10 protein-coding genes and 1 pseudogene are annotated in these 12,122 nt (G+C 73.9%); 1 reads left to right on the top strand and 10 read right to left on the bottom strand.

Annotation, left to right across the window (positions count from 1 at the left end):
- Positions 1–234: 234 nt before the first annotated feature.
- The 6 genes and pseudogenes from ACRAKJ_RS36650 to rpmE form a co-directional block, all read right to left on the bottom strand.
- A pseudogene (locus tag ACRAKJ_RS36650) lies at positions 235–635 on the bottom strand (TerC family protein); the annotation flags it as partial.
- Positions 636–756: 121 nt separating this feature from the next.
- Complete coding sequence (prmC, locus tag ACRAKJ_RS36655; RefSeq protein ID WP_438923127.1) at positions 757–1,617, bottom strand: peptide chain release factor N(5)-glutamine methyltransferase; 861 nt, start codon at positions 1,615–1,617, stop codon at positions 757–759.
- 19 nt (positions 1,618–1,636) lie between these two features.
- Positions 1,637–3,022 (bottom strand): dihydrolipoyl dehydrogenase, encoded by a 1,386-nt coding sequence (lpdA, locus tag ACRAKJ_RS36660; protein ID WP_438923128.1) that lies wholly within the window; start codon positions 3,020–3,022, stop codon positions 1,637–1,639.
- Positions 3,023–3,032: 10 nt separating this feature from the next.
- Positions 3,033–4,313, bottom strand: a complete 1,281-nt coding sequence (locus tag ACRAKJ_RS36665) for an acyl-CoA thioester hydrolase/BAAT C-terminal domain-containing protein (RefSeq protein ID WP_438923129.1) — start codon at positions 4,311–4,313, stop codon at positions 3,033–3,035.
- A gap of 19 nt (positions 4,314–4,332) precedes the next feature.
- Positions 4,333–5,388 carry a peptide chain release factor 1 gene (gene prfA, locus ACRAKJ_RS36670; protein WP_438923130.1) on the bottom strand — a complete coding sequence of 352 codons (1,056 nt, stop codon included), beginning with the start codon at positions 5,386–5,388 and terminating at the stop codon, positions 4,333–4,335.
- A 91-nt stretch (positions 5,389–5,479) separates the two neighbouring features.
- A complete protein-coding gene (gene rpmE / locus ACRAKJ_RS36675; RefSeq protein WP_438923131.1) occupies positions 5,480–5,692 on the bottom strand; it encodes a 50S ribosomal protein L31 in 213 nt (70 codons plus the stop codon).
- Positions 5,693–5,936: 244 nt separating this feature from the next.
- Between rpmE and ACRAKJ_RS36680 the strand changes: the two genes are divergently transcribed.
- Entirely contained in the window at positions 5,937–6,338 is a 402-nt protein-coding gene (locus ACRAKJ_RS36680) for a hypothetical protein (RefSeq protein ID WP_438923132.1), read from the top strand.
- Positions 6,339–6,407: 69 nt separating this feature from the next.
- Here the strand turns inward: ACRAKJ_RS36680 and rho are convergent, their stop codons facing one another.
- The 4 genes from rho to ACRAKJ_RS36700 all read right to left on the bottom strand — a co-directional run bounded on the left by rho (position 6,408) and on the right by ACRAKJ_RS36700 (position 12,121).
- Positions 6,408–8,519 (bottom strand): transcription termination factor Rho, encoded by a 2,112-nt coding sequence (gene rho / locus ACRAKJ_RS36685; RefSeq protein WP_438923133.1) that lies wholly within the window; start codon positions 8,517–8,519, stop codon positions 6,408–6,410.
- A 343-nt stretch (positions 8,520–8,862) separates the two neighbouring features.
- Complete coding sequence (thrB, locus tag ACRAKJ_RS36690) at positions 8,863–9,750, bottom strand: homoserine kinase (RefSeq protein WP_438923134.1); 888 nt, start codon at positions 9,748–9,750, stop codon at positions 8,863–8,865.
- Positions 9,747–10,823 (bottom strand): threonine synthase, encoded by a 1,077-nt coding sequence (gene thrC, locus ACRAKJ_RS36695; protein ID WP_438923135.1) that lies wholly within the window; start codon positions 10,821–10,823, stop codon positions 9,747–9,749. The genes thrB and thrC overlap by 4 nt, the downstream gene beginning before the upstream one ends.
- On the bottom strand, positions 10,823–12,121 hold the full coding sequence (locus ACRAKJ_RS36700) for a homoserine dehydrogenase (RefSeq protein ID WP_438923136.1): 1,299 nt from the start codon (positions 12,119–12,121) through the stop codon (positions 10,823–10,825). The genes thrC and ACRAKJ_RS36700 overlap by 1 nt, the downstream gene beginning before the upstream one ends.
- Between the last annotated feature and the right edge of the window lies 1 nt (position 12,122).

Raw genomic sequence — 12,122 nt, forward strand, 5'->3', positions numbered from 1 at the left:
GGACGGAGGTCGGCGGCCCGGCCGCCCGCCGGCGGGACGCGTGTGTCCCGCCGGCGGGATACGCGCCGCGCAGCCTCCCCGGGAATCGCTCCCGGGTCCGGGAGCGATTCCCGCCGCGGGCCCCGCACCGCACCGGGCGGTCAGGGGCGCGGTCCCCGCGGTGGTCGGGGCGAGCGCAGGCTGGTCGCGGCGAGGACGGCGAGGACGCCGATGATCACGCCCGGGGAGACGGGGGTGGGGGTCCTCGGTGATGCCGTAGACCGCCGGCACCGAGTCGACGGCGAACACCACGTCGGTGGCGAACGCCGCGACCGCCGGCGGCGTGAGCGGGCGTCACCCGTGCTCGCGCACGGTCAGCCGCGCGCCGCGGTAGTAGTCGGTGGCCGGCATCAGCCGGCGCAGCAGCCGGACGCCCGCAGCCGGGAGGCGTCGTGCTCGGCACCGCCGCCGGTCGACACCTCCCGCAGCAACTTCACCGCCGAGGCGAGCAGGACCAGCCCGAACACGAGGAACGCCCGGGTGCCGGCCGCCGGCATCGCGGCGCCGGCCGTGATGAACACGCCCCGCAGCACCAAGGCACCGACGATGCCGTAGAGCAGGACGCGTGGTCGCACGTCGGCCGGCACGGCGAAGGCCCCACCGCTTCGCGCGCCGACACCTGGTGCGAGCGGTGGGCGACCGCGAAATCCGCGAGGAGCAGCACGACCAGGCGCACCGTCGTAACGCTGCGTGCACACGAGGTCGCTGATGGCGGGCTCACACCCGCCGGGCGGTGGCGAAGCGGGGGCGGCCGGCCAGGTCGGTGTGGTCGGCCACGTCGGTGAGCACGCGGCGCGCGGACAGCAGGGCGGGGACGCTCTCGCCGTGGGTGTCGTCGTGCTCGATCGCCACGTGGCCGCCGGGGCGCAGCAGGCGGGCGGCGAGGGTGACGACGTGCCGGACCACGTCGAGGCCGTCCGGGCCGCCGAAGACGGCCTGGCGCGGGTCGTGGTCGGCGACCTCGGGCTGCACCTCGGTCGCGTCCGGCACGTACGGCGGGTTGCACAGCACGAGGTCCACCTGACCGTCCAGGTCGGACAGGACGCCCGGCGCCGTCACGTCGCCCGCGTGCAGGGTCACGGGGGTGTCGCCGGCGGCGCGGCGGGCGTCGGCGTTGCGGCGGGCCCAGGACAGCGCGGTGTGGTCGCGCTCGACGGCGTGCACGGTCGCACCCGGCCGGTGGTGGGCGAACGCGAGGGCGAGCGCGCCGGACCCCGTGCACAGGTCGACCACGACCGGGTCGGGGGCGTCCACGGCGGACAGCGCCCAGACGAGCAGCAGCTCGGTCTCCGGGCGCGGGATGAACACGCCGGGGCCCACGGCGAGGTCGACGCCGCCGAGGTGGGCCCAGCCGGTGATGTGCTGGAGCGGGACGCGCGCCACCCGCCGCCGCACGACCCGGTGCAGCGCGTCGACCACCGGCGGGTCGACCAGCGGGATCAGGGGCAGGCGCGAGCGCTCGACGCCCAGGACGTGGGCGGCGAGCAGCTCGGCGTCCACCCGGGCGCTGTCGACGCCCGCTGCGGCCAGCATGCGTTCCGCTTCGAGGACGGCCAGCCGCAGCGGGTGTCGGGTCATGCGGGAAAGGGTAGGCCGATCAGAAGTTGATCATGTGCCCGGCCAGGCCGTGCACGGCCTCCTTGACGGCTTCGCTGAGCGTCGGGTGGGCGTGCACGTTGCGCGCCACCTCGTGCACGGTCAGGTCCCACTGCTGCGCCAGCGTCAGCTCCGGCAGCAGCTCGGTGACGTCCGGCCCGATCATGTGCGCGCCCAGCAGCTCGCCGTACTTGGCGTCGCTGATCAGCTTCACGAAGCCGCCCGGGTCGGCGAGGCCGTGCGCCTTGCCGTTCGCGGTGAACGGGAACTTCGCCACCTGGACGTCGTAGCCCTTGTCCCGGGCCTGCGCCTCGGTCCACCCGAACGAGGCGATCTGCGGCTGGCAGAACGTGGCCCGCGGGATCATCTGGAAGTCCAGCTCCATGGTCTCCGCGCCCGCGATGGTCTCCGCGGCGACGATGCCCATGGACTCGGCGGCGTGCGCCAGCATCAGCTTCGCGGTGACGTCGCCGATGGCGAAGATGTGCGGCACGGTCGTGCGGCCCCGGCCGTCCACCGCGATGGCGCCGCGCTCGGTGAGCTGCACGCCGGTGTTCTCCAGGCCGTAGCCCTCGGTGCGGGGCTGGAAACCGATGGCCTGCATGACCTTGTCGGCTTCGAGCACCTCCTCCTCGCCGTCCTTCGACACGGTGACGCGCACCTTCTCGCCGGAGTCGTCGATGGACTCCACGCGGGTGCCGGTGCGCACGTCGATGCCGAGGCGCTTGTAGCGCTTGGCCAGCTCGGTGGAGACCTCCACGTCCTCCAGCGGCACCACCCGGTCGAGGAACTCGACGATGGTGACCTTCACGCCGTAGTTGTGCAGCACGTAGCCGAACTCGACGCCGATGGCGCCCGCGCCGGCGATGACGATGCTGCCGGGCAGCTCCTTCGACAGGATCTGCTCCTCGTAGGTCACCACCCGGTCGGACAGCTCGGTGCCCGGCAGGAGGCGGGTCTTGGCGCCGGCGGCGATGATCGCGTGGTCGAACGTGACGGTCTCGTCACCCACCCGGATGGTGTTCGCGTCGACGAACGTCCCCCACCCGTTGAGCTCGGTGATGCCGTTCTTCTTCATCAGGAAGTGCACGCCCTTGACGCGCCCGTCCGCGACCTTGCGGCTGCGGTCGTGGGCGGCGCCGTAGTCGAACGTCACCTTGCCCTCGACGGTGATGCCGAACGTCTTCTGCTCGTGCGTGAAGAGGTGCGCCAGCTCGGCGTTGCGCAGGAGGGCCTTCGACGGGATGCAGCCCACGTTCAGGCAGACGCCGCCCCAGTAACGCTCCTCGACGACCGCCGTCTTCAGGCCCAGCTGAGCCGCGCGGATGGCGGCGACGTACCCGCCGGGCCCCGCACCGAGGACCACGACGTCAAAGTGTGCGCTCATGGGCACAACATTAGGCGCGCAGCTGGTCCGACAAGAACTCGACGGTGCGGCGCCACGCGTCGGCGCGGGCGGCGGCGGTGGCGGCCGGCGTGCCCCCCGCGCGGAGGCGCGCGCCGGGCCCCGGGACGACGGTGTCGGTGGCCGGCCGGTGCGGCGGGCCCGCGATCAGGTGTCCCGCGCCGGGGTACACGACGTGCTCGTGCGGGAACGGGTGGTCGTGCTCGGTGAGGCGCCGCTCGGCGACGGCGGCCAGCTCCTCGGACGGCCACGTCGCGTCGTCGCCGGGTGAGAGCAGCAACACACCGCCGTTGATCCGCTCGACCGGGATCTCGACGTCCTCGGGGATGCCGTCGGACAGGTCGAACGCGAGCCGCAGCGGCACCGGTTCACCGTCGACGACGCACGCCCTCAGCTCCTCCGGGACCGAGCGGGGCAGGTAGGGCAGCGGCCTGCCGCCCAGCGTCCACGGCGCGGCCTCGTGCTCCAGCACCTGGAGCAGCCGCGGGCCGGGACCGACGCCCTGCGTCACGACCCCGCTGCCCGCCACGCTCACCACGGCCTTGACCCGGGGGAACGTCGCACCGGCCAGGAGCGCCAGCTCACCGCCGCGCGCCGCGCCCAGGAGACCGATTTCACCCGTCCGGGTGGCGAGCCAGTCCAGGGCCGCGCCGACGTACTCCAGCGGGACCTCGACCGGGTCGTCCGGCAGGCCCGGCGCGCCGGAGCAGGCGAGGGCCAGCGCGGCGAACCCGTGCCGGGCGAGCAGCGCCGCGTCCGCCTCGCGCGAACCGCCCCCGAGGCCGTCCAGCACCGAGCCGTCCGGCAGCGGACCGCCCGGCAGCGGGCCGCCCGACGCGGAACCGCCCAGCACCGGACCGCCGAGCACGACGACGCCGGGGTGGGTCTCGCCGTCGCCGGGTTCGAACAGCGCGCCGACCAGGCCGTTCCCGGTGACCTCGGTGCGCCGGACCCCGTCGGGCACGACCTGGCGGTCCACCTCGACGCGGCCGATCCCGGCGGCCTCCACGACCGTGCCGGACGGGGTGCCGCCGGTCGGGGCCAGGGACCAGAACAACCCCATCGGGTCGACGCCGGAGTAGCCGCCGGACACCGGGGCGTGCCGGGTGAGGTCGACAACGCCGCGGTCGTCGGCGCGGAACACGGCCTCGGCCGCCCGGTCGCCGGTCGAGGCGCACAGCGTGACCCGCGCGTCGGGCTCCAGGCCCTCCACGCGGATGGCCAGGGTCGCGTCCAGGGGCGCTGTCCGGGGGGTCACCAGGAGTTCCGCCATCGCGCGCCCCTCTCGTCGATCACCCGCCGGCGAGTCGCTCCGCCCGGTCGGCCGCCGCCAACGCGTCGAGCACCGCGTCCAGGTCGCCGTCGAGCACTTGGTCCAGGTTATGGGCTTTGTACCCAACGCGGTGGTCGGAGATGCGCGATTCCGGGAAGTTGTAGGTGCGGACCCGCTCGGAGCGGTCCACGGTGCGGATCTGCGTGCGCCGGGCGTCCGACGCCTCCTGCTGCTGCTTCTCCTCGGCCAGGGCGGTCAGCCGGGCCTGGAGCACCTGCATGGCGCGGGCCTTGTTCTGGAGCTGGCTGCGCTCGTTCTGGCAGGACACGACGATGCCGGTGGGCAGGTGCGTGATGCGCACGGCCGAGTCGGTCGTGTTGACGCTCTGCCCGCCCTTGCCGGAGGAGCGGAACACGTCGACGCGCAGGTCGTTCTCGTCGACCTCGACCTCGACGTCCTCGGTCTCCGGGAACACCAGGACGCCCGCGGCGGACGTGTGGATGCGGCCCTGCGACTCGGTCACCGGCACGCGCTGCACGCGGTGCACGCCGCCCTCGTACTTCAGGCGGGACCACACGCCGTCTGGGGTGGTGTCGCGGCTCTTGATGGCGACCGTGACGTCCTTGAAGCCGCCCAGGTCGGAGTCGGTGCCGTCGAGGACCTCGGCCTTCCAGCCGTGGCGCTCGGCGTAGCGCAGGTACATGCGCAGCAGGTCGCCCGCGAACAGCGCGGACTCCTCGCCGCCCTCGCCCGACTTGATCTCCAGCACCACGTCCGCGCCGTCGTGCGGGTCGCGCGGGAGCAGCAGCTCGGTGAGCTTCTCCTCCAGCGCGGGGAGCGCCCGGGCCAGCGCCTCGGCCTCCTCGGCGAACCCGGCGTCCTCGGCGGCCAGCTCGCGCGCGGTCTCCAGGTCGGACCTGACCTGCTCCAGCTCGCGGGCGGTCTTCACGATCGGCCCCAGCTCGGCGTAGCGCTTGCCGAGCTTCCGCGCACCCGCCTGGTCGGCGTGCACCGAGGGGTCGGCGAGCTTGCGCTCCAGCTCGGCGTGCTCGGCCAGCAGGGCGTCCAGCGTCACGGTCTTGGCTCCGGTCTACGGGTACTTCTGGAGAGGTGCGGAGACGACAACGGCGCCCACCCGCGCATCGGGGTGGACGCCGTTCTGGCAGCTACTTGGCGCGCTTGCCGTAGCGGGCCTCGAAGCGCGCGACCCGACCACCGGTGTCGAGGATCTTCTGCTTGCCCGTGTAGAACGGGTGGCAGTTGGAGCAGACCTCGACGTGGATGGAACCGGACGACTTGGTGCTGCGGGTGCTGAAGGTGTTGCCGCAACCGCAGGTGACCTCGGTCGTCACGTACTCGGGGTGAATGCCGGTCTTCAACGTCTCGTCCCTTTCCTCGGTGGCCGCCGGGTCCTCTGCTGATCAGGAGGTGAACCGGAGCCGGACTCGACCCGACAGTGTGCCAGATCGGCGTTACGGTCACTGCAACACGATGCGGCACGGCGTTGTTCCCGTGGCACGGGTCACTACCGCTCGCCGATAGCCGTCGACCATTCGGCGCAGGGGGTGACCGCTGGTCTACGGAGAGCAGCACCGGGCGTTGCGGGGCCGCCACACTTCTCGCGTGCTGTGCGCTGCCGGACGCCCGCTGCGGTTGACCACGTGGCTGGTCCTGCCCTTCCTGTTCGGCGGGGCCGTGCTGGGCCTCACCGGGCTCGGCGGCCTGCTGCTGCGCGCCCCGTGGCCGCTGGCGCTGTCGAGCCCGCTGTTCGGCGCGGGCGCGGCCGTCACCCTGGTCGCCTCGGGCACGGTCGCGTGGACCTCCCGCCGGCAGCGGACGTGGCTGCGCTGGTCGTACCCGGCGCTGGTGCTGGCCCTCGGCGTCGCCCTGGACGGGGTCCTGGTGCCGCTGTGGACCGGCGTGCTCGTCGGCGTGCCGGTGACGGCGCTGCTGGTGGCCCACTACGTCGTCGAGCGCCGGCACGCCCCCGCCCCGGCCGAGCCCGGGTTCGCCGCGTCCTGCTGAGGCCCTCCCCCGGGACGACGAGGGCCCGCCCAGCCTGAGCTGGACGGGCCCCGCCTGCCGGGTGGGCGGTCAGTCGCTGTCGCCGCCCGGGGTGGTCTTCGCCACCTGCATCAGGAACTCGATGTTCGTGCGGCTCTTGCGCAGGCGGTCCAGCAGCAGGTCGATGGCCTGCTGGCTGTCGAGGGCGTGCAGGACGCGGCGCAGCTTGTGCATCACGGCCAGCTCGTCCGGGGACAGCAGCAGGTCCTCCTTGCGGGTGCCGGACGAGTCCACGTCCACCGCCGGGAAGGTCCGCTTGTCCGCGATCTTCCGGTCGAGCTTGAGCTCGGCGTTGCCGGTGCCCTTGAACTCCTCGAAGATCACGCTGTCACCGGCGGACCCGGTCTCGACCAGGGCCGTCGCGATGACGGTCAGCGAGCCGCCGCCCTCGATGTTGCGCGCCGCGCCGAGGAACCGCTTCGGCGGGTAGAGCGCCGTCGAGTCGACACCACCGGACAGGATGCGGCCCGACGCGGGGGCGGCCAGGTTGTAGGCACGACCCAGGCGGGTGATCGAGTCCAGCAGCACGACCACGTCGTGACCCATCTCGACCAGGCGCTTCGCCCGCTCGATGGCCAGCTCCGAGATCGTCGTGTGGTCCGACGGCGGGCGGTCGAAGGTGGAGGCGATGACCTCGCCCTTCACCGACCGCTGCATGTCGGTGACCTCTTCGGGGCGCTCGTCCACCAGCACCACCATCAGGTGACACTCGGGGTTGTTCGTCGTGATCGCGTTCGCGATCGACTGGAGCACCGAGGTCTTGCCGGCCTTCGGCGGCGACACGACCAGCGCGCGCTGGCCCTTGCCGATCGGCATCACCAGGTCGATGACGCGGGTCGTCAGGATGTGCGGCTCGGTTTCGAGGCGCAGTCGCTCGTTCGGGTAGAGCGGCGTCAGCTTGGTGAAGTCGGGCCGGTTGCGCGACTCCTCCGGGTCCAGGCCGTTGATCTTGTCGACGCGGACCAGCGGGTTGAACTTCTGCCGCTGCTGCTCGCCGTCGCGCGGCTGGCGGACGGCGCCGATCAGGGCGTCACCGCGGCGCAGGCCGTACTTGCGGACCAGCGACAGCGAGACGTAGACGTCGTTCGGCCCGGCCAGGTAGCCCGACGTGCGGACGAACGCGTAGTTCTCCAGCACGTCGAGGATGCCCGCCACGGGCAGCAGGACGTCGTCGTCGCGCACCTCGGTGTCGGTGGTGCCGCCGACGTCGTCGCCCCGGCCACCGCGGCGGCGGCGGTCCCGGAAGCGACGGCCGCGACGGCCGCCCTCCTCGTCACCGTCGTCGCCCGGCGCGTTCTGCCGGTTGCGGTCCTGGTTGCGGTCGCCGCGGCCACCCCGGTCGTCCCGGTTGCGGTCACCCCGGTCGCCGCGCTCGCCCCGGTCACCGCGCTCGCCCCGGTCACCGCGCTCGCCGCGGTCACCCCGGTCGTCGCGGTTGCGGCGCTCGCCCCGGTCCTGGCGCTGTTCGCGCTGCTCGGAGCGGTCGCCGCGGTCCTGACGCTCGGCCCGGTCGCCCTGCTGGCGGTCGCCCTGGGGACGGTCCCCCTGCTGGCGGTCACCCTGCTGGCGCTCGGCCTGCTGGCGCTCGACCTGCTGGCGGTCGGCCTGGGGGGCGCGCTCCACCTGCTGGACGTCGGCGGCGGGGGCCTCGGGGCTGCCCGTCGGGCGGTTGGCGGAACGACGACGGCGGTTGCCGCGCCGACCACCCTCCTCCTCGGCGGGGGCGGCGGGGCGCTCGGTCACGTCGAGCTGCTGCTGGGTCGGCTTGTCCACCGGGGCGGGGGCCTCGACGGCCTTGGCCGGCGCGGGCTTCTCCACGACCGGGGCGGGTGCCCCGGCCGTCGCGGCCTTCTTCTCGGCCTTCGGCGGCGTCGCGGCACTGCCCCGACCGGAGGTGCCGCCCTGCCGCTCCTTGATGGCCGCGATGAGGTCGCCCTTGCGGAGACCGGCGGTGCCGGTGATGCCGAGCTGGCCCGCGAGTTCGCGGAGTTCGGCGAGCACCATGCCGGAGAGACCGGCGCGCTTGCGCGGCGGGGCGCTGCCGTTCGAAGGGGTGGTCAGAGCGCTCTCCTCAGCTCCGGAACTGGCAGCGGCGTTGGGAGCAGCAGGAGCTTCGCTGCTCAACACATCGGTGTTGCTCACACATGTCCTTCCTGACCGGACCGCGCCTCCTACGCGGCCCAGCGGACCTGCCGTCCGGCGGAACGCGGACCGGCAGTTTCGCCCCGCTTCAGGTGGACCTCGTCGGCGCGGAACGCGCGCGGAAGCGGAGTCCTCCGGTGCGGGACTTTCGGTCACACGGCGAGCGGGTGCCTACCAGTGCCGACCCCGTCCGTACGGCACAGGGCCAAGTCACTGGAGGAATGCGATCCGGAACGAACGTCCGGGCACCACACCGGCGCCCGTGCGCGCGGTGACTGATGACGCCGAGGGTAGACGCAGGTGCGACCGGAGGCAACAACCGGGGTTCGGCGAGTCGCACCGCTCAGCCGAGTGGCGCAACCCGCACGCCCGCCGCGTCGACCGGCAACCGGCGCGCCCGGAACCCCGCGAGGTCGAGCCCGGCCGGCGGTTCGCCGTGCGGCGGGAAGGCCAGCACGGTCGGTCCGGCACCCGACACCGCGGCCGGCACGCCGGCCTCGCGCAGGGCCGCGACCAGGCGCGTCGTCGCAGGCCAGGCGGGTTCCCGGTACGGCTCGTGCAGCCGGTCGACCAGGGCGTCGAGCAGCAGCGAGGGGTCCGCGGTGAGGGCGTGCACGGCGAGCGCGGACCGGCCCGCGGCGAACGCGGCGTCCTCGTGCGGCACCTTCGAGGGCAGCAGGCCGCGGGTCGTCCGGGTCGACGACTCGCCGGCCGGCACGAACACGACCGGCGCGAGCGAGGGGTGCGGTTCCGCACGCACCGCGCGGAAGCGGTCACCCTCCGTCCAGGCGATCACGACGCCGCCGAACATGCTGGCCGCGGCGTTGTCGGCGTGCCCGTCGAACTCGGCGGCGAGTTGCAACGCGGTCGTGTCCGGCCCGCGACCGACCAGGCCGTACGCCGCCGCCACGCCCGCCACGACCGCGGCCGAGGAGGACCCCAGGCCGCGGGCGTGCGGGATGGCGTTGCGGCAGCGCAGGCGCAGGCCGGGCACGTCGAGCCCGAGGTGGGCCGAGGCCGCGCGGAAGGCCCGCACGACCAGGTGGGACTCGTCCGGGGGGACGACGCCGGCGCCCTCCCCCGCCACCTCGACGCGCAGGCCGTCCGCGACGACCTCGAACTCCAGCTCGTCGTGCAGGCCGAGCGCCATGCCCAGCGCGTCGAACCCGGACCCGAGGTTGGCGGTGGAGGCCGGGACGGTGACCCGGACCCCGGTGGGGGTGCCGGTCACGCCAGCTCCAGGGCGGTGGCGACGGCCCCGGGGTCGACCGGCACCGGCGACACCTCGGGCATCCCGAGCAGCGCGGTGCCCGGGTCCTTCAGGCCGTGGCCGGTGACCGTGCACACGACCGTGGAGCCCTTCGGCAGGCGGCCGTCCGCGGCGGTGGCGAGCAGGCCCGCCACGCTGGTCGCGGACGCCGGCTCGACGAAGATGCCCTCGGTCGAGGCGAGCAGCCGGTACGCCTCCAGGATCTTCTCGTCCGTGACCGCCTCGAACAGGCCACCGGACTCGTCCTTGGCGGTGACCGCGCCGGTCCAGGACGCCGGGCTGCCCACCCGGATGGCGGTCGCGATGGTCTCCGGGTCCGCCACCGGCGCGCCCAGCACCAGCGGCGCGGCACCCGCGGCCTGGAACCCGAACATGCGCGGCGTCGTGGCCACCACCCCGTCGGCGCGGTAGTCGGAGTAGCCGCGCCAGTACGCCGTGATGTTGCCCGCGTTGCCGACCGGCAGGCAGTGCACGTCGGGCGCGCGGCCCAGCACGTCGCAGATCTCCCAGGCGGCGGTCTTCTGGCCGACCAGCCGCACCGGGTTCACCGAGTTGACCAGGGTGATCGGGTACTCGGACGCGGTCTTGGCGGCCAGTTCGAGGCAGTCGTCGAAGTTGCCGTCGATCTGGAGGATGCGGGCGCCGTGCGACACGGCCTGGGCGAGCTTGCCGAGCGCGATCTTGCCGCGCGGCACGAGCACCGCCGCGGTGAGCCCGGCCTTCGCCGCGTACGCCGCCGCCGAGGCCGACGTGTTGCCGGTGGAGGCGCAGATCACCGCGCGGATGCCGCTGGCCAGGGCGTGCGTCATGGCCACGGTCATGCCGCGGTCCTTGAACGAGCCGGTCGGGTTCGCGCCCTCGACCTTGACGTGGACCTCGCACCCGGTCAGCTCGGACAGGTGCTCGGCGTGCACCAGGGGCGTGCCGCCCTCGTGGAGGGTGACGACCCGCGCGCCCTCCGGGAGTCCGATCCGGTCCGCGTAGGCGTGGATGATGCCGGGCCACCCCGGCCGCACGCCTGCATGGGTCGTCATCACTCTTCGCCTTCCACCCGCATCACACTGACCACTTCCCTGACCACGGGCAGGCCGCCGATTTTGTCGACGGTCGACCGCAGTGCCGCGTCGGTCGCGGCGTGGGTGACGATCACCAGGCTGGCGTCGTCGACCCGCCCCTCCTGCCGCACCGCCGCGATGCTCACGTCGTGTTCCGCGAACACCGCCGCGACCTGCGACAACACGCCCGCCCGGTCGGCGACGTCGAGGCTGATGTGGTAACGCGTGGGGGTTTGCCCCATCGGCCGCACGGGCAGCGCCGCGTACGCCGACTCGCGCGGGCCGCGCCCGCTGTGCACGAGGTTGCGGGCCGCCGCGACGAGGTCGCCGAGCACCGCGCTGGCCGTCGGCGCGCCGCCGGCGCCCTGGCCGTAGAACATCATCTCGCCGGCCGCGTCGGCCTCGACGAACACCGCGTTGAACGCGCCGCTGACGCCCGCGAGGGGGTGTGACCTGGGGATCATCGCCGGGTGCACGCGGACGGCCACGGACTCCTGGCCGTCGTCCCCGGTGACCCGCTCGCAGATCGCGAGCAGCTTGACCGCGCGGCCGAGGCCCTTGGCGGCGGCGATGTCGGCGGCGCTCACCGCGGCGATGCCCTCGCGGTGCACGTCGGCGGCGGTCACCCGGCTGTGGAACGCCAGCGAGGCGAGGATCGCGGCCTTGGAGGCGGCGTCGAAGCCGTCCACGTCGGCCGTCGGGTCGGCCTCGGCGTAGCCCAGGCGGGTGGCCTCGTCCAGCGTCTCGGCGTAGCTCGCGCCCGTCGAGTCCATGCCGGAGAGGATGAAGTTCGTCGTGCCGTTGACGATGCCCATCACGCGCGTGATGCGGTCACCGGCCAGCGACTCGCGCAGCGGCCTGAGCAGCGGGATCGCGCCCGCGACGGCCGCCTCGAAGTACAGGTCGGCGCCGGAGCCGTCGGCCGCCTCGAACAGCTCGGCCGAGTGCTCGGCCAGCAGCGCCTTGTTCGCGGTGACCACGGACTTGCCCGCGCGCAGCGCGGCGAGCAGCAGCGTCCGGCTGGGCTCGATGCCGCCGATGACCTCGACCACCACGTCCACGTCCGAGGCGACCAGCGCCTCGGCGTCGGTGGTGAGCAGGTCGGCGGGGACCTCGCGGTGCTTGTTCGGCTTGCGGACCGCGATGCCCGCCAGCTCGACCGGCGCGCCGATGCGCGCGGTCAGGTCGGCCGCCTGCCCGGTGAGCAGGCGGACCACCTCGGTGCCGACCGTGCCGCAGCCCAGCAGCGCGACCCTGATCGGTTTCCGGCTCGGCACG

The organism is Saccharothrix sp. DSM 118769 (genome assembly GCF_052936295.1).